Source organism: Actinomyces sp. Marseille-P3109 (assembly GCF_900323545.1).
Lineage (GTDB): Bacteria > Actinomycetota > Actinomycetes > Actinomycetales > Actinomycetaceae > Actinomyces.
This window is the reverse complement of record NZ_OOHN01000008.1, coordinates 1,454,921-1,473,206: the sequence shown is the minus strand read 5'-3', so window position 1 is coordinate 1,473,206 and position 18,286 is coordinate 1,454,921. Positions and strand designations below refer to the sequence as shown.

Annotated in this window: 12 protein-coding genes; 8 read left to right on the top strand and 4 right to left on the bottom strand. The window is 69.2% G+C overall.

Features of this window, described 5'->3' with window-relative positions:
* The first annotated feature begins 775 nt into the window (after positions 1–775).
* Positions 776–2,611 carry a bifunctional folylpolyglutamate synthase/dihydrofolate synthase gene (locus tag BQ8008_RS06630; protein WP_108833324.1) on the top strand — a complete coding sequence of 612 codons (1,836 nt, stop codon included), beginning with the start codon at positions 776–778 and terminating at the stop codon, positions 2,609–2,611.
* 14 nt (positions 2,612–2,625) lie between these two features.
* On the opposite strand, the gene BQ8008_RS06625 is transcribed toward BQ8008_RS06630, so the two are convergent.
* A complete protein-coding gene (locus BQ8008_RS06625) occupies positions 2,626–3,306 on the bottom strand; it encodes a hypothetical protein (RefSeq protein ID WP_159086776.1) in 681 nt (226 codons plus the stop codon).
* 319 nt (positions 3,307–3,625) lie between these two features.
* Here BQ8008_RS06625 and BQ8008_RS06620 point away from each other — a divergent pair, with 319 nt between their 5' ends.
* Together BQ8008_RS06620 and BQ8008_RS06615 are read left to right on the top strand one after the other, a co-directional pair.
* Complete coding sequence (locus BQ8008_RS06620) at positions 3,626–5,314, top strand: alpha,alpha-phosphotrehalase (RefSeq protein ID WP_108833322.1); 1,689 nt, start codon at positions 3,626–3,628, stop codon at positions 5,312–5,314.
* 122 nt (positions 5,315–5,436) lie between these two features.
* On the top strand, positions 5,437–7,497 hold the full coding sequence (locus BQ8008_RS06615; protein WP_108833321.1) for a glucose PTS transporter subunit IIA: 2,061 nt from the start codon (positions 5,437–5,439) through the stop codon (positions 7,495–7,497).
* 154 nt (positions 7,498–7,651) lie between these two features.
* Here BQ8008_RS06615 and BQ8008_RS06610 read toward each other — a convergent pair whose 3' ends face one another.
* A complete protein-coding gene (locus BQ8008_RS06610; protein WP_108833320.1) occupies positions 7,652–8,383 on the bottom strand; it encodes a UTRA domain-containing protein in 732 nt (243 codons plus the stop codon).
* 364 nt (positions 8,384–8,747) lie between these two features.
* Between BQ8008_RS06610 and dhaL the strand changes: the two genes are divergently transcribed.
* Complete coding sequence (dhaL, locus tag BQ8008_RS06605; RefSeq protein ID WP_108833319.1) at positions 8,748–9,428, top strand: dihydroxyacetone kinase subunit DhaL; 681 nt, start codon at positions 8,748–8,750, stop codon at positions 9,426–9,428.
* An 84-nt stretch (positions 9,429–9,512) separates the two neighbouring features.
* Positions 9,513–9,953, top strand: a complete 441-nt coding sequence (ndk, locus tag BQ8008_RS06600) for a nucleoside-diphosphate kinase (RefSeq protein ID WP_108833318.1) — start codon at positions 9,513–9,515, stop codon at positions 9,951–9,953.
* 94 nt (positions 9,954–10,047) lie between these two features.
* On the opposite strand, the gene BQ8008_RS06595 is transcribed toward ndk, so the two are convergent.
* Both BQ8008_RS06595 and BQ8008_RS06590 read right to left on the bottom strand, forming a co-directional pair.
* The gene (locus BQ8008_RS06595; protein WP_108833317.1) at positions 10,048–11,292 is read right to left on the bottom strand and encodes an ABC transporter permease; all 1,245 of its coding nucleotides are present in this window, start codon (positions 11,290–11,292) and stop codon (positions 10,048–10,050) included.
* A complete protein-coding gene (locus tag BQ8008_RS06590; RefSeq protein WP_108833316.1) occupies positions 11,289–12,248 on the bottom strand; it encodes an ABC transporter ATP-binding protein in 960 nt (319 codons plus the stop codon). Before BQ8008_RS06590 ends, BQ8008_RS06595 begins: the two co-directional genes overlap by 4 nt.
* A gap of 172 nt (positions 12,249–12,420) precedes the next feature.
* Here BQ8008_RS06590 and BQ8008_RS06585 point away from each other — a divergent pair, with 172 nt between their 5' ends.
* The 3 genes from BQ8008_RS06585 to ftsY all read left to right on the top strand — a co-directional run bounded on the left by BQ8008_RS06585 (position 12,421) and on the right by ftsY (position 18,271).
* Positions 12,421–16,230 (top strand): AAA family ATPase, encoded by a 3,810-nt coding sequence (locus BQ8008_RS06585; RefSeq protein ID WP_108833315.1) that lies wholly within the window; start codon positions 12,421–12,423, stop codon positions 16,228–16,230.
* A 161-nt stretch (positions 16,231–16,391) separates the two neighbouring features.
* Entirely contained in the window at positions 16,392–16,766 is a 375-nt protein-coding gene (locus tag BQ8008_RS06580; RefSeq protein WP_108833314.1) for a hypothetical protein, read from the top strand.
* A 344-nt stretch (positions 16,767–17,110) separates the two neighbouring features.
* Positions 17,111–18,271, top strand: coding sequence for a signal recognition particle-docking protein FtsY (gene ftsY / locus BQ8008_RS06575; protein WP_108833313.1), 1,161 nt, complete (start codon positions 17,111–17,113; stop codon positions 18,269–18,271).
* Positions 18,272–18,286: the final 15 nt, after the last annotated feature.

Sequence of the window (18,286 nt, the reverse complement as noted above, 5' to 3'; positions counted from 1 at the left end):
GAAGACCTTGGAATCCTGCGGCTCTCGTTTGCGCTATGACGTTACCGCTGCGCTCATGTCCGCTGCGTGGACACTGGTCGCCGCCAGGCCGTCGTCCCTGACGATAGCTACCACCGCAAGCCTGGCGAATAAGCCTGGCGGCCTGAGCGAATCGGGTTGCCGGCCCCCGTCCTGGCGGTGTGCTCAGTAATTAGTCCTGGATTACGTCAGCCTGTTTGAGTTGATGCCCCCAGGTGATGTGCCCTTCCTTGATGAGTTGAAGTTCCTCTTCAGTCACGTGGTAGACCTGTACCTTGCGGGAAGAGCGCCGCCACCTTGTTCTCCGCTGCGTCCTCGGCGTCAAGAACTGGTCCTATGTCGAAGAGGACCGGAAACCGAGAGCGCCGGCCGACACCAAGATCCGTATTCGTCACAGTTCCAAGGTAGGTCATGTGGCGCCCACCGAGACCGTCGACCTCCACGGCACCGTGGTCCATCTGCCAACGCCCCCAGTGCGAGAGGGCGATGCGACTGTGATACGGACCCCTCGGCTGTTCCACAGACTCTGGGGCGGAGTACGGTTTGACATTGCGAGAACGGGCGCGTCCGGAAAGTGCTGTTCCTGCTGTTCCCGTCATGTATCTTCACCCTTCCCCGGTTACCAGTCCTGATGATTGAGGAATGCTTCTCTCTTCATGGAGGGATTGAGAGCGCAGGCATCCGGGCCGCCGAGGGCGGGCTGCGGTAGGGTTCGCGCGGCAGTGGGCGCGCGCGGCGCCTGCAGATGGAGGACCTCATGAACGACGAGCGCCACAACCGGCACCTTGAGCAGGATCCGGCTCAGAACCCACCCCACCCGGGTGCCGCCTTCGGCATCCCCGAGGGCGCCACGGGGGAGGAGGTCGTTGACGCCGTCTTCGGTGAGACCGGCATCGACCCCGAGCTCCTGCCCTACCTGGAGGCCTCAGGCGCCCCCGTTCTCTCCGACGGCGACGGCCTGACCGTCTCCGTCTCCGAGCTCCAGGAGGCCGGTGCCCAGCGGGAGGCCGACGCCGATGCCCAGGACCGCGAGGACCTCGAGGCCCTGCGTGAGCTCGTCGCCGCCAACATGATCCCCGGTGGTGACGCAGACCGCCTTGAGGAGCTCCTCGCCGAGGTCGATGCCGACGACTCCGACGACTGGGAGTCCTGGGAGCCCCAGCTCCCCGATGCCCCCGAGGATGATCACCTGCGCGAGCTGGAGGCTGCCGCCCGTGCCGTCGAGGTCACCGCCCGCATGCGCGAGGTCGAGGCCGAGATCCTCTCCCGCGCCCCCGAGCACCAGGTCCAGCCCTCCCTGGAGCGTGTCGAGGCCGTCCTCGACCTCCTGGGCAACCCCGAGCGCACTTACCGCACCGTCCACATCACCGGCACCAACGGCAAGACCTCCACCGCCCGCATGACCGAGCGCCTTCTGGCCGCCGGCGGCATGCGCACCGGCCGCTTCACCAGCCCCCACCTGGCCACCATCCGCGAGCGCATCAGCCTGGACGGCGAGCCGATCAGCGAGGAGGGCTTCATCGCCGCCTGGGAGGACGTGGCCCCCTACATCGCCATGGTCGACGAGCGCTCCCAGGCCGACGGCGGGCCGCGCTTGTCCTTCTTCGAGGTCCTGGCCGTCATGGCCCTGGCCGCCTTCGCCGACTACCCCGTCGACGTCGCCGTCATCGAGGTCGGCCTGGGCGGACGCTGGGACGCCACGAACGTCATCGGCCCCGACGTCGCCGTCATCACCCCGATCGGGCGTGACCACGAGCGCTGGCTCGGCTCCTCGATCACTGAGATCGCCTACGAGAAGGCCGGCGTCATCAAGGACGGCTCCACCGTCGTCGTCGCCCAGCAGGTCCCCGACGCCGCCGCAGAGATCGAGCGGGCCGCCACCGAGCACCGGGCCATCGTGCGCCGCGAGCGCGATCCGGAGGAGGACCCCACCTCGCCGGATGCCGGTGTCCTGCAGGTCCTCGACCGTCAGCTCGCCGTCGGCGGCCAGCTCGTCACGCTGGCCACCGCGGCGGCAGTCTACGAGGACGTCTTCGTCCCCCTGCACGGGGGCTACCAGGCTCGCAACGCCCTGCTGGCCCTGGCGGCCGCCGAGGCGATCCACGGCGGGCGCCAGGTGCCCGCGCGGGTCGTCGAGGACGGTTTCGCCTCCGTCACCAGCCCCGGCCGCCTGGAGGTCCTGCGCTCCTCGCCCACGGTCCTGGTCGACGCCGCCCACAACCCCCACGGCATCGATGCCCTCACCGGAGCCATCGAGGAGGCCTTCGGCTTCCAGCACCTCGTCGCGGTCCTGGGCGTCATGGCGGACAAGGACGCCGAGGGGATCCTGGCCGGCCTGGAACCGGTGACCGACGCCGTCGTGTGTGTCCCCATCGACTCGCCGCGGGCCATGGCCGTCGACGACCTGGGCGAGATCGCCAAGGAGGTCTACGGCGCCGACCGCGTCGTGGTGAGCCAGCAGCTCGGCGAGGCAGTGGGGCAGGCCGTCGCCCTGTCCGAGGGCTACGACATCCCGCTGACCGCATCAGGAATCCTCATCGTCGGCTCCGTGCTCCTGGCCGCTGAGGCTCGCGCCCTGTTCGGCAGGCCCTGATCCGGCCTGGATCTCTAGCCCACCTGGTTTCCCTGGGCGTCGCGGACCGTGATGTTCGATTTGTCGAACGACGTCCCGTTCCAGCTCAGGTCGGCGCTGCCCGTGCCTGAGCCGGTGTGCATTCCGGTGGTGTCCGTAGGGAGTTTCTCGTTGCTCCACTCCACGTGCAGGATGTCGCCCCGGGGTTCCAGTGAGGTGATGACCGGCTCGTAGGATTCTGCGTCACTGATCCTCGACAGGTCGTAGGAGGCGACGAGGCTCAGCTCGTCGTCGTAGAACGCCAGGGAGGGGAAGGCTGCCGATCCGCCACCGTTGCAGGTCAGTGCCACGGCGGTGGTGGGAGTGCCGTTGAGGACGTAGGTGGCCGAGGGGTCCTCGATCCTGGCGAATCCCCCGAAGCTCAGAGAGGCCTGTCCGCCGGAGAAGGAAACGGGGCCGCTGGCTGTGCAGGTTGAGGGCAGGGGCAGTGAGGCATTGAGGAGCGTGTTGCGCTCGGGCGCGGTGTCCGCCGGTGTGGGGGTGGGGCCCTCGGTGGCCTGCGTCGACAGAGGTGATGATCCCGATGCGGTCTGCGTCTGCGCTGCTGACGGCTTCTGCCCGCCCCCAGATGGAGAGGCGGCTGCCGAGTGCGGGGCTGAGGGGGTCTCCTGAGCGGATGAGGCGGATGCGGCCCCGGAGGATGTTGTTCCACTCATGCCGCAGGCGCTGAGCACCAGGGTGCACAGGAGCGGGAGTGCGGGCAAGGCCCATCGGGCTTGGGCGCGGAGGTGGTGAGGACGGTGCGGGCGAACGGGCTCTCGGCTGCTCACGGGAGACACATCTTTCTTGCGGAGAGAACGGGGATGAGGGGCGCTATGTCCAGAGGCCTGGGGTGTCGCTTCCGGAAACCAGTCACATGATACATAACACAAAAAGGCGTATCAACAACTTGTGCACACAAGTGCATACTTGTGTGCACAAGTTGTTCGGAGGTGGTTCCTCCGGCTCCATCCCGCTTCCCTCAGGAGCTCCCGCATGTCATTGACGGACAGTGTCGTCTACCAGATCTATCCCAAGTCCTTCCGCGACTCCACTGGTGACGGCGTGGGCGATCTGCGCGGCATCATCGAGCAGGTCGGCTACATCGCCTCCCTGGGGGTGGACCACGTCTGGTTCAATCCCTTCTTCCCCTCGCCGGGCCGGGACAACGGATACGACATCTCCGACTACTGCGCCATCGACCCGGCCATGGGAACCATGGAGGACTTCGAGGAGCTCGTCGCCGCCCTGGGCGAGCACGGCATCGGCGTCATGCTGGACATGGTTCTCAACCACGTCTCCACCGATCACGAGTGGTTCCAGCGGGCCCTGGCCGGTGACCCCGTCTACCAGGACTACTTCTACCTGCTGCCCCCCAAGGAGGATGGCTCGCCGCCCACCAACTGGGTCTCCAAGTTCGGCGGCCCTGCCTGGGCGCCCTTCGGGGAGACCGGCCTATACTACCTGTGCCTCTACGACCGCACCCAGGCCGACCTCAACTGGCACAACCCGGCCGTGCGCGCCGAGGCCGCGGGGGTCGTCAACTTCTGGCGGGCCAAGGGCGTCAAGGACTTCCGCTTCGACGTCATCAACGTCATCGGCAAGCCCGTTCCCTTCCAGGACGCGCCCGCCGGCACGGACGACCGCCGCATGTACACCGACGGCCCCCTCGTCCACGACTACCTGCGCGAGCTCTCTGCGGCCAGCTTCGGCCAGGACCCTGAGGCGATGACGGTCGGCGAGATGTCCTCAACCACCGTCGAGGCCTGTGTCGACTACTCCAACCCGGCCAGTGGCGAGCTGAGCATGGTCTTCAGCTTCCACCACCTCAAGGTCGACTATGCCGACGGCGCCAAGTGGACCCGCGTCCCCTACGACTTCGCCGCCCTCAAGCGCATCCTCAATGAGTGGGCCCTGGGCATGCAGGCCGGCGGCGGCTGGAACGCCCTGTTCTGGAACAATCACGATCAGCCCCGCGCCATCGACCGCTTCGCCGACCCTGAGCGCTACCACGCCGAGTCCGCGACCATGCTCGCCACCGTCGTCCACCTGCTGCGCGGCACGCCATACATCTACATGGGCGAGGAGATCGGCATGACCGACCCCGCCTACCTGTCCATCGAGGACTACGTCGACGTCGAGGCCCGCAACGCCTACCACGAGCTGACGGCCGGCGGCATGGACGCTCAGGAGGCCTTCGCCGTCGTTCACTCCAAGGCCCGCGACAACGCCCGCACCCCCATGCAGTGGAACGCCGAGATCCCCGGTGCCGGATTCACCACCGGGACGCCCTGGCTGCGGCCCACCAACCAGCGGATCGTCAACGTCGAGATCGAGGAGAGTCAGGGGCGGATCCTGCCCTACTACCGGCGCCTCATCGCCCTGCGCAAGGAGCTGCCCATCATCTCCCGCGGCACCTACGCCCCCTACCTCATGGAGCACGAGGACGTCCTGGCCTACACCCGCGAGCACGAGGGCGGCCGCCTGCTGGTCCTGTGCAGCTTCCGCGGCCACAGCACCGAGGTGGATGTCCCGGAGGCCTTCGCCGCCGCCCGCATCCTCATCGGCAACTACGACGGTAACGACCGCACCCGCAGCAGCGCCGAGCTGCCCGCCGTCACCGGCCGCCTCGAGGCGGGAGTGATCCGCCTGCGCCCCTACGAGGCCATCGCCCTGCTCACCTGAATCAGCAGCAGCCCGCGTCCCCTCCTGTCCGTCACTTCTGTCCGCCCCGTCCACCCCGGAGGACTGCCGAGCCCGCCCTCCCCGACACCGCTGTACCCACCCGCGCTCCGAAAGGAACCCCCATGTCCGAACCAGACAAGGGACCCGAGATCCCCATCGCCTCCCCGGTGACGGGGACAGTCATCGACCTCGCCGACGTCCCCGACCCCGTCTTCTCCTCCAAGGCCGTCGGGGACGGGCTCGGTGTCGAGCCCGACGACGGCGCCATCGTCTCCCCGATGGACGCCACCGTCACCATGGTGGCCGGAACCGGACACGCCATCGGCTTCAAGAGCGAGTCCGGCCTGGAGGTCCTCCTGCACCTGGGCGTCGACACCGTCGAGCTCGGGGGAGCCCCCTTCGACCTGAGCGTCACGGTCGGAGACACCGTCAAGGCCGGGCAGACCCTGGGCGCCATGGACCTCGAGGCCGTCCGAGCCGCGGGCAAGGCCACCACCGCCATCGTGGTCCTGACCAACACGATCACCCACCTGTCCGACCTGACCGTCACCACCGGGAGAACGGACGCGGGCACCACCGTCGCCACCGCCACGCTCAAGGGCGAGGACGATGACGCAGCTCCCACAGGTGCTGCGAGCACCGAGGTCGATGCCGGTACCACCGACGGGGCACGCACCGACGGCCTCACCGGCTTCGACGCCACCGCCGCCGACATCATCACCGGCATCGGCGGCCCCGACAACGTCCGCTCCGTCCTGCACTGCATCACCCGCGTGCGCTTCTACCTCAAGGACGAGTCCCTGGCCGACGACGAGGCCGTAACCGACCTCGACGGCGTCATCGACGTGGTCAAGTCGGGCGGCCAGTACCAGGTGGTCATCGGCCCCGACGTCGTCGACGTTTACGACGCCGTCGTCGCCCAGCTGCCGAATGTGGGGGCCGGCGATCAGGCCGCCGATGTCGAGATCGTCGAGCGGCCCACCACTCTGTGGGGCTGGGTCAAGCTTGGCTTTTCCTCCCTCATCGGCGTCATCACCGGATCGATGATCCCCGTGGTCGGCATGCTGGCGGCCTCCGGGATCCTCAAGGGCCTTCTGGCGCTGCTCGTCCAGTTCAAGGTCGTCACCGAGGCCTCCAACACGTTCCACTTCATCGACGCCATGAGCTCGTCGATGTTCTTCTTCCTGCCAATCATCGTCGGCTTCACCGCGGCCAAGCGCCTGGGCGCCGACCCCATCGTCGTGGCCATCATCGGCGGCGTGCTCTGCTATCCCTCCGTGGTCACGATGTCCAACCCGGATGATGAGGCCTACCACGTCGTCGCACAGGTGGGGCGCACGGTCTTCAACGCCGACTTCTTCGGGATCCCCGTCTCGCTGCCCGAGGGCAACGCCTACGCCTACTCGATCTTCCCCATCATCGTGGCGGCCTGGCTCGCCTCCAAGATCGAACCCTGGCTCAAGAAGGCCCTGCCGGCAGTCATCCGCCCGATCTTCGGCCCCCTCATCGAGATCTTCGTGGTCTCCGCCCTCATCCTGCTGGTCTTCGGGCCCGTCGTCATGATTATCTCCGGTGGTATCGCCTCCGTCATCAACGCGGTCCTGGGCTTCAACTACACGCTCGCGGGCCTGCTCATCGGCGGCTTCTACCAGTGCCTGGTCATCTTCGGCCTGCACTGGGCGGTCATCCCGATCATCTCCTCCGAGCTCGCCAGCCCCGGTTACTCCCATCTCAACGCCATTGTCTCGGCCACCATGATCGCCCAGGGAGGCGGCGCCCTGGCGGTCTGGCTCAAGGTGCGCGACGCCCGCATCAAGCGGATGGCCGCGCCGGCCACCATCTCCGCCTTCTGCGGCGTGACCGAGCCGGCCATGTACGGTCTCAACCTCAAGTACGGCCGCATCTTCATCACCGCCTCGATCGGCGGCGCCGTCGGCGGACTGCTCACCGGACTGCTCAACGTCAACATGTGGGGCTTCACCGGGGCCTTTGTCGGCTTCCCCTCCTTCGTCAACCCCAAGGGCATGGGCTCCTCCTTCACCGGCTTCTGGATCGCCGGCGTCGCGGCCCTCGTGGTCTCCTTCCTGTGCACCTACTTCTTCGGTTTCAAGCAGGCCGACTTCGACAAGGAGCGCACGGTCAAGAAGGTCCGCCTCGGCAACCGCGAGCCCGTCGCCAAGTAGCCGAGCAGCACCGTCCGGGTGAGCGCGCTCAATGAGTCCGTCCCGCCCCGAGTCAGCAGGCCGGTGGCCCGACAGCATCCCAGGATGCTGTCGGGCCACCGGCCCTTCCTGCGGGCGCCTGTCATTCAGGCCTTCCGTGGCTCCAGGGCCCGGCTCAGCGCTCGGCGGGAAGTCGGTGGGCGGTGTCCTGGAAGGCGAAGTCGACTGGCGAGTGACGTGAGCGCGTGAACTCGAAGAGCACTCCCGCCGAGTCGAAGGTCGCCGACGAGACCACGACGACGCAGTCCATTCCCCCCAGGTGGATGAGCCGGCGGTCCTCGGCGGTGGCCCGCTCCACCGTGATCCGCCGGGTCGCGCTGGCCACCCGCACCCCCAGGACCTCCTCCAGGTGGGCGTAGACCGAGGACTCGACGATCTGCCGAGTCAGGTGAGGAACCACCGAGGTCAGGAAGTGGCTGGTATCCACGATGAGGGGGATGTTGTCCAGCAGGCGCAGCCGCTTGACCATGATGATCTCGGCCCCCTCGGCCATCCCGGAGGCCCCTGCCGTCTCGGCGTCGACCACGCCCTTCTCCAGGGAGATCATGTGGGTGCTCAGCGGGACTCGGTTGCGCTCAGCGGCCTCCTGGAGCGACTCGATCCCCCCGACGAGGAAGGTGGAGGTCGCTCGCGGCCGGGAGATCACCTGGACGCCCCGGCCCTGCATGGTCTGGACGTATCCCTGGGCCACGAGCAGCGCCAGCGCCTTGCGCACCGTGTTACGGGTGCAGCCGAACTCCTCGGCCAGGGCGTTCTCCGAGGGGAGCAGATCAAGGAAGCCGTAGGTGCCCGAGTCGATGCGTTCGCGCAGGGTCTGGAAGATCTGGTCGTACTTGGCCTGGGCCACGGGAAGGGTCCTTCCTCAGGTCTCGGGGTAGCGGGCGGGCGCCCACCGGGGCTTGTGCATACAAGTATCACGTCGTCCCTCACCTTGGTGACATCTGTGGCGGTGCGTCCGTTTGCGCTGCTCGCAGGCCATGTGGCCGTCTCAACGAGCGAGGTCGCAAGGTGCGTGAGAGGATGGAAATGCGAGCGGGCGATGAGCACCTCGTCGGCCCGCTCCGGCGCGTCCCACGGACGTTCCCGGGACGCCCAGGGACCCATCGGGTCCGCGCGGGGCCCGATCAAAGCCACACGGTCGTCCTTCACCCTCAGGTGCATGGCGGTCAGGCCTGGAACCAACACCTGCCAAGACCCGAGAAGGAAACACCATGCCTTTGGATGCTGCCTGGGCCCTCGACTGGACCCGTTGCGCCGCCCTACTGATCGCTGAGAGCCGCGTCGAGCTGACCGAGCTGGATCGAGCCATCGGGGATGCCGACCACGGGGACAACCTGGATCGCGGCATGAGGGCCGTGGTCACCAAGCTCGATGCCGCCCAGGAGGCCGGAAACCTCCCGGCAACTCCGGGAGGAGTCCTCAAGGTCGTCGCCACCACCCTCATGGCCACCGTCGGCGGCGCCGGGGGTCCGCTGCTGGGCACCGCCTTCCTCAGGGCCGCCCGCTCCAGCGATGTCTCCGCCTGGGGGCCCCAGGAGCTGGTCCGTGCCCTGGAGGAGGCCACCTCCGGCCTGGAGGCCAGGGGGCACGCCACCAGCGGGGACAAGACCATGGTTGACGCCTGGAGGCCCGCAGCGGTGGCTGCCAAGGAGGCGGCGGAGATCGGAGAGGGCGAGATCGGAGTCCTCGCCGCGGCCGCTCGGGCCGCCGCCAAGGGCGCCCTGGACACCGAGCCGCTCCAGGCCCGTCGTGGCCGGGCCTCATTCCTGGCGGAGCGCTCCTGCGGGCACCGCGACCCCGGTGCCCAGTCCTCCGCGCTCATCCTCCAGGCCGCCGCCGACGCCGCCCGCGACCGCTCCTTGGACCCGATCCTGGTGGTCGAGCAGGCCTGATCCCGGCTCTCCCGTGGCTATGAGGGGCCAGAACCCGTTATGGTCCATCCGGTCCCTCACCCGCCAACCAGCAAGGAGCCCCCCATGGCCAGCACGTCCCAGACCGGCCGCATCCTCATCCTCATCAAGCCCGACGCCGTCGAGCGCGGCCTGACCGGCGAGATCCTGCGCCGCATCGAGGCCAAGGGGTACGCCTTGACGGCTCTGAAGGTGCTCACCCCCACCGAGGAGATCCTCGCCGCGCACTATGCCGAGCACGTGGACAAGCCCTTCTACCCCGGCGTCGTGGAGTACATGACCTCCGGCAACGTGGTGGCCGCGGTCGCCGAGGGGCAGCGCGTCGTCGAGGGCGTGCGCAGCCTCATGGGGCCCACCGACCCCACCACGGCCGCCCCCGGCACCATCCGCGGCGACCTGGGTCGCGACTGGGGCACCCCCGCCATCCTCAACCTCGTCCACGGCTCGGACAGCGATGAGTCCGCGGCCCGAGAGATCGCCATCTGGTTCCCCGAGCTGGCCGACTGAGCCCGAGCCCCGGCGCCTCCTCGGCACCGCCCAGATCGCGACGGTGCGCCTCCCCGTGAGGGAGGCGCACCGTCGTCGCTGGAGAGGGGCGCGGTCAGACCCGTTCCGCCCGCCCCAGGACCTCCTTGAGCGGGACCCGGGCGCCGGTGCGGGTGACGGCCCGGGTGTAGATCGTCGCTGCCACGCGCACCAGCAACGGCAGGAAGACGAGTGCGATCACCATCGCGATCACCTGCTCGCTCCAGGAGGAGACCCCGAGTACCAGGCGTGCCGGCATCATGAAGGGTGCGAAGGGCGGCAGGAAGGAGAGGACCCGGAAGGTCATGGTGTTGGCGTCCCCGATGGCCATCAAGATGCTCAGAGCGTAGGGGATCATCGAGAGCATCACCAGGGGCATGCTCACCGAGCCGACGTCCTCCTGCCGGCTCACCAGTGAGGCGGCGGCTCCGAAGGAGACCGCGAAGATCGCGTAGCCCACGATCAGCCACACGAGCATCGCCACCAGCACGCCGTCCAGATCGAGGCTGATGTCCGGCATGACACCGGTCGCCTTCGCGGTGACGACCCCGGCCACGGCCACCGCCCCGGTGGTGAGGAAGGAGGCGATGCCGATCCCCAGGATCTTGCCGGCCAGCAGCGAGCTGGGCCGCACGCAGGCCAGGAGGATCTCCACGATCCGGCTCGACTTCTCCTCCACCACGCCCTGTGCGATGAACTGGCCCCCGCCCATGATGGCGAACATCAGCAGGACGTCGATCGTCATGAGGACCGTGTAGCGCGGACCGAAGTCGGCGGCATCGCGCTTGAGGGTGTTGAGCACCGTGACCTCCGGCTTGGCGGTGCTGAGCTGGGAGGCCACCTGGCCCGGGTCGCCGCCCAGGGCCGCGATCTGCTGTCCCAGGGACGCCTGCTGGAGGAAAGCCGTGACTCCGGAGACGACCGCGTCGTCGGCCGACTTCTCCACGGTGATGGTGGGTGCGGATCCGGAGACGTCGAGGACCATGTCCACATGCGGTGTGCCCTCGGGGGCGTCGTCGGACAGCACCTCCTTCGTCTCCCGACCGGAGACGTCAACGACCTCGATCGTCTCCCCGTTGGAGGCGACGACGCTGTCCAGCCCGGCGGCCTGCGAGACCGGTGTGCCCTTGAGGCCGAGCCGGTAGGCCTTGTCCTGACCGGAGGCGTAGATGCTGATGCCGATGATGCCGCCGATGACCGCTACGAGCAGCACCAGGGTCAGGACGATGGTGGACTTCTTCATCAGGTGCGCCCGCAGCTCTCGGCCGGTGACCAGGGTGATCTCCTGACGGCGGGTGATAGGGCTGGTTCGGGCGCTCATCGGCGCGCCTCCTTCTTCGTGTCGGTCTGGTCGGTGGTCTGGCTGAGGGAGGTCGGCGCCGTCAGAACCTCCCGGAAGATGTCGGTGAGGCGATGGCGCACCGGGCCGAGTTCGCGCACCGTCCCCAGACGCTGGGCGGTACGCAACAGCTTCTGCTCGTCGTCGCCCGCGGCGGTGATGGTCAGGCGGCCCTGGTCGTTGATCTGCACCGCCGGGTCGTTCAGACCGTCCAGGGTGCCGGCCTCCAGCGGGGCGGCCTCCAGCGGCGGCTCGATGACGACCCGCCATCGCGGTGTCTCGGTGGCCTGGAGCTCGGGAATCGTCCCGTTGGCCACGAGTCGGCCCGAACGGATGATGACCACCCGGTCGCACAGGCGCTCGACGACGTCGAGCTGGTGGGAGGAGAAGAGCGTGGGAACGCCCGTGGACGCCCGCTCCAGGAGGACCTGGCTCATGACGTCCACGGCCACCGGGTCCAGGCCGGAGAAGGGCTCATCGAGGATGAGCAGCTCGGGGTCGCTCACGAGTGCGGCGGCGAGCTGGACGCGCTGCTGGTTGCCCAGAGACAGGGTCTGCACCTCGTCGCCGCGCCGCTCCTCAAGGCCCAGGCGCTCGGTCCACCGGTCTGCGGCCGCCTTGGCGGCGGAGGCCGACAACCCGTGCAGACGGGCCAGGTAGATGAGCTGGTCGGTCACCTTCATCCGGGGGTAGAGGCCGCGCTCCTCGGGCATGTATCCGATGCTGCGCCGGATCGCGGCGTCCATGGGGGAACCCTTCCAGGTCACGGTGCCTGTGTCCGCGGCGAGCACCCCCATGACGATGCGCATCGTGGTGGACTTGCCGGCTCCGTTGGCTCCGACGAAGCCGACGATCTCGCCGCCGGCCAGGGATAGGGAGAGGTTGTCGAGGGCCTGGAGGCTCCCGAAGCGTTTGGAGAGGTTGGACAGTGTGAGCATCGTGGCTCCTTGGATCTCGGAGACGAGGGTCGGACAGGGCTGATGGGCGGGCGCTCGGACAGCGTGTCTAGCCCCCTTGACATGGAAAGTCTGCTTGTCTTGATTGGTGATGTCAAGTCCCTTTGTCGTTTCTGTCATCGCCGGGGCCGCCTGCGCTGTTAGGGTGGCACCCGTGCACCTCAAGACGTTGACGATCAAGGGATTCAAGTCCTTCGCCTCGTCAACCACCCTCCGTCTGGAGCCCGGAATCACCGCCGTGGTCGGTCCCAACGGGTCCGGCAAGTCGAACGTCGTCGACGCCCTGACCTGGGTCATGGGGGAGCAGGGCGCCAAGAACCTGCGCGGTGGCTCCATGGCCGACGTCATCTTCGCCGGCGCCGGCTCCCGCCCGGCCCTCGGGCGAGCCGAGGTCTCCCTGACCATCGACAACACCGACGGCGCCCTGCCGATCGACTACACCGAGGTCACCATCTCACGCACCCTGTTCCGCGGGGGCGGCTCGGAGTACCAGATCAACGGCACCCCCTGCCGCCTCCTCGACGTCCAGGAGCTCCTCAGCGACACGGGCCTGGGGCGCCAGATGCACGTCATCATCGGGCAGGGCCAGCTCGACGCCGTCCTGAGCGCCACCCCCGACGACCGCCGCGGCTTCATCGAGGAGGCCGCCGGCGTCCTCAAGCACCGCAAGCGCAAGGAGCGCGCCCTGCGCAAGCTCGAGTCCATGGCCGCCGACCTCGCCCGGGTCTCCGACCTCGCCCAGGAGCTGCGCCGTCAGCTCGGCCCCCTGGCCCGGCAGGCCGCCATCGCCCGGCGCGCCCGGACCATCCAGGTCGAGGTCCGCGACGCCACCGCCCGGCTGCTGGCCGACGACGTCGTCCAGGCCCAGTCCCTCCTGGAGGCCGGGGACGAGGACAAGGAGGCCTTGGCCAGGCGCCGCAGCGCCGTCGAGGAGGCCGAGCGCGTCGCCCGGGCGCGCCTGAGCGAGCTGGCCGCCATTGAGACCACCTCCGCCCAGCGCCTGGCTCGGGCCGGCGGTGTCTGGGAGGACCTCACCGGGGTCGCCCAGTCCCTCGGTGCGCTCGCGGACGTGGCCGGGGAGCGGATCCGGCTCCTGGCCTCCGTCCCCGCTGCGAGCCACGGCGCCGACCCCGAGGAGCTCGAACGGCGGGCCGAGGCGGCCGGGAGGGAGGAGGCCGAGCTCGCCGACGCTGTTGAGGCCGCCCGCACGGCGCTCAGTGACGCCACCCGGGTGCGCTCCGACGCCGAGAAGGCCGAGAAGGCCGCCGACCAGGCGCTCTCGGCCGCCCAGCGTCGGCTCTCCGAGAGACGGGAGACCATCGCCCGTGCCGGCGGACGCGTCGCCTCTGCCCGCAGCCGCCACGAGGCCAGCCTGGCCGCCCTCGAGCAGGCCCGCAGCGCCCTCCGGGCCGCGCAGGACCGCGAGGAGCGCGCCCGAGCCGCCTTGGCCGCAACTGGGGGAGATGCGCAGGAGACTCACGGCGCCGGTTCAACCGGAACCCCCTCGGGCAGTGGCCCGTCCGGCGACCCCGGCGACTCGCGGGACGGCTCTGAGGCGGTGATCGAGGCGCCCAGCGCCGCCGACGCCGCGGCTCGCGCGGCAGCCGTCCACGAGGAGGCCGCCCAACAGCTGGCCGAGGCGCGCGAGGCCGTCTCCGCCGCCACCGACGCCCGCCGGGAAGCCGCCTCCGACCGGGCCACCTGGGCGGCCAGGCGCGACACCCTGGCCATGTCCCTGCGCAACCAGGACGGCACGGCCGCGCTGCTCCAGGCCGGCGTCGACGGCCTCCTCGGGCCGGTGGCGGAGCACCTCAGTGTTGAGCGCGGCTGGGAGAACGCCGTCGCCGCCCTCCTGGGAGTGCTCGCCGAAGCCGGTCTGGCCGCCGACGCCGAGGCGGCCCTGTCCGGACTGGAGCACGCCCGCAGTCGGGACGTGGGGGCAGTGCGACTGGTGCTGGCCAACGACTCCTCGCTGATCCCCTCGCCCCACACCGCTGATGAGGACTCGTCCGCTCCCATCGACGGTGCATTGGCGGCCCGCGGACTCGTGAGCCCTGCGCGCCCCGATCTCGGAGGATTCGGGCAGGTCCTGGACGGGCTGCTCAGGGCCGCTTGGGTGGCGGAGGACATCGAGACCGCTCGTGCCCTGCGCGCAGGGCTTCCCGATGCCGTCGTGGCCACCCGCAGCGGTGACGTCCTGGCTCCCGGCTGGGTCTCCGGGGCTGGCCGAGGAGCCTCCTCGGTTCTCGAGCTCACCGCCGCTCATGAGGAGGCCGATGCCGAGGCCGCAGCCGCCGCCCAGGCCGAGACTGCAGCCGACGCAGCCCTGGAGGAGGCCCGTCGCAAGGAGGAGGCCGCCCGCCAGGAGCTCAGCGAGGCGCTGGCCGCCCTGCGTCAGGCCGACGCCGAGGCCGCCCGGGCTGCCGAGGCGATGGCCCGACTGACCTCCGCGGCCCACGCCGCCACTGAGGAGACCGGCCGTGCCCGTCGGGTCCTGGAGCGGGCAGAGGCCGAGTCGGTCCAGCGCACCGCCGAGCTCGCCGCCGCCACGGCCGCCCTGGCCGAGGTCGAGGACGAGCACGATGCTGCCGAGGACTCGGGCGAGCCGAGCCCGCCAGGCGGCGCCGGCCGCCTCGAACGCGAGCTGGAAAGCGCTCGCCAGGAACGGGAGAGCGCAGCCGACGCCGCCCGCCAGGCCCGCGCCGTCGAGACCGACGCCAGGTTGGCCCTGCGCACGGCCGAGGAGCGTGAGCGCTCCAGCCGAGGACGCGCGGACTCACTGCGAGCGGCCGCCCGCCGGGAGCGCGAGCAGCGCGCTGCCGCCGAGCGGGCCCAGCAGCGCCGCAGCGCCCAGCTGGCCGTCGCCACCCATGTGCGGGACCAGGCCCGCGCCGCTGCTGAGACAGCGAGAGCATGTGTCCAGCAGGCCGCCGACGAGCGCGCCACCATCGAGACCGAGCGCGCCCAGGCCCTGGCGGCCACCAACGAGGTCCGCGAGGAGATCGACCAGCTGACCAAGGAGCTCGGCAACCTCACCGATGCCGCCCACCGCGAGGAGGTCGCCAGGGCCGAGCAGCGCATGCGCCTGGAGGCCCTGGCCGACCGCGCCATGAGCGAGCTCGGCCTCGAGCTGGACCCCCTCGTGGAGGAGTACGGACCGCACATGCTCGTCCCCGAGGTTGTCGAGGAACCCGATGCTGCGCCCGGCTCCGACGCGGAGCCCGCCCGCGGGCAGCCCGGTGCCCACGTCCCGGCCGGGTCCGGGCACGCGGGCCATCCCTATGTGCGCTCCGAGCAGGAGAAGCGCCTGGCCAAGGCCTCGCGCGACCTCGCCCGGCTCGGCAAGGTCAACCCGCTCGCCCTGGAGGAGCACGCAGCCCTGGAGCAGCGCCATCAGTTCCTGGCCGAGCAGCTGGCCGACCTCAAGCGCTCGCGCGACGACCTGCTGAGCATCGTCGAGGAGATCGACGCACGCGTCCAGGAGGTCTTCGCCCAGGCCTATGAGGACACCGCCCGCCAGTTCGCCTCCGTCTTCGACCGGCTCTTCCCGGGTGGGGAGGGGCGCTTGGTGCTCACCGATCCCGATGACATGCTCACCACCGGCATCGAGATCGAGGCTCGTCCGGCGGGCAAGAAGGTCAAGCGGCTCTCGCTGCTCTCGGGCGGGGAGCGCTCGCTGGCCGCCGTCGCCCTGCTGGTGGCGATCTTCAAGGCGCGCCCCTCGCCCTTCTACGTCATGGATGAGGTGGAGGCGGCCCTGGACGACACCAACCTGGGGCGGCTGCTGGAGATTTTTACCGAGCTGCGTCAGTCCAGCCAGCTCATCATCATCACGCACCAGAAACGGACCATGGAGGTGGCCGACGCGCTCTACGGCATCACGATGCGTGACGGGATCACCAAGGCGGTCTCGCAGCGGTTGGCTCAGCCCGACCGCGGTACGGCTGTGACTCCTGATACCTGAGTGAACCATGAGGAATGTGTGATAGCACTCTTACAATATGACCGTCGTTTTCAGATTCGAGTCATCGTTGTGCCAGGAAGTTACCAGGTTTTGTTGTCGATTGGACGACAAATGCGTGCAAAGTCTGGTCAGATCGCATTTCTCAGGGCAGAATCCTAGCCATGGGTGCCATGATTCTTCCCCTCGTTGTCGTGCTGGTTGCCGGCCTTCTTGTGCTCGGCCTGGTCTGTGCCGAGCGCTTCCCGGTGCGCTCCTGGCCGTCCCGCATTCGCGGTCTGGTCCGCAATGCGCAGGAGGTGCGTCAGGAGGGGCAGGGCGTCGAGGTGGAGGTCGTGCCCCAGGAGGTCCGCCTCACCGACCTCATGACGCGTGAGGGGCCCGCCGCCTACGTGGGGACCGACTCCTTCGTCGGCCTGGTCGGGGTCGTCGAGAAGGCGATGGACACCGCGGAGAGGACTCGGGGGGTCGCCGGTTCCCGACGTCGCGGCCAGGTGCACGAGCCGGCTGCCAGCGGGATCTCGCATACCCAGGGATGATCTGTCGGCCCGGTTCGTGAAAACTATGTCCACGTTATTTTCACGAACCACCGGGCTTGAAGAGTCGGTCTCTGGATAAAATCCCGGCCCTGAGAGATCGCCATCCCGTCTACTCTTATCAGCTCCTGTTGCGTCTGACGCCAACAGGTTCCGCTTTTCTCCGTATTGACACCGAGGCCATTGGCCTTCCTCGTCCTGCGGCACGCCGGCAGGGGTGCCGCAGGAATTTTTTTTGTCACGACTCAGGGGCGGGTCGGTGATTTCCCGCGGCGCCCTACCGGCCAGAGGCGTCCGGAGACGAATGACCCTGCCACAGCGGGGCGGCCATCGGGCATGATGGGCCTATGGAACCGATCCTCATCGTTCTCGGCATCATCCTGGTCATCGTCGTCGGCGGTGGCCTGTGGCTCTACGCAGGCAGACGTCGGGGACAGGTCCCTGACGAGGTCAGTGCCCACAGGCCGATGTCCGTGGAGGACCTCCTTCCATCCGAGGAAGAGGAGGAGCCGCCCTCGGACGAGGCCGAGCCGGCCGCCCCGCCCACCGCGACGTTGGAGTCCCCTGAGTCCATCCCCGGCCGCATGCAGCGCCTGCGCGCCCGCCTGGCCGGCGCCGGCGGCTTCGGCAAGGCCGTCCTGTCCGTCCTGTCCCGCGGTGACCTGACGGAAGAGGACTGGGAGGAGATCGAGGACACCCTGCTCACCTCCGACCTCGGTATCGAGGTGACCACTTCTCTCATGGACGAGCTGCGCACCCAGGCCAAGGTCCTGGGCACCTCCGACCCCGAGGCCGTCCGCACCGTCCTGCGCGCCGAGCTGCTCAAGCTCGTCGACCCCACCCTTGATCGCTCCCTCAACCTGGAGCGCCCCACTCCGGTCGACGGCGCACAGGGAACGCCCGCGGCCGCCATCCTCATGGTGGGCGTCAACGGCACCGGAAAGACCACCACCTGCGGCAAGCTCGCCCGCGTCCTGGTGGCCCAGGACAAGACCGTCGTCCTGGGTGCGGCAGACACCTTCCGGGCCGCGGCCGCCGAGCAGCTGACCACCTGGGGCGAGCGCGTGGGCGTTGACGTCGTGCGCTCCGACAAGGAGGGCGCCGACCCCGCCTCCGTCGCCTACGACGCCGCCCGCCAGGCGGCCGACCAGGGCACGGACGTCGTCGTCGTCGACACCGCCGGGCGCCTGCAGAACAAGGCCGGCCTCATGGATGAGCTGGGCAAGATCAAGCGCGTCATGGAGAAGATCGCCCCCGTCGGCGAGATCCTCCTGGTCCTGGACGCCACCACCGGACAGAACGGCATGCGCCAGGCCCAGGTCTTCTCCGAGGCCGTCGGCATCACCGGCATCGTGCTCACCAAGCTCGACGGCACCGCCAAGGGCGGCATCGTCGTCACCGTTCAGAGGGAGCTGGGCGTTCCCGTCAAGCTCGTGGGCCTGGGGGAGGGCGCCGATGACCTGGCTCCCTTCGACCCGGAGGGCTTCGTCGACGCGCTGCTGGGCTGAGCCGTCGCTCACGGG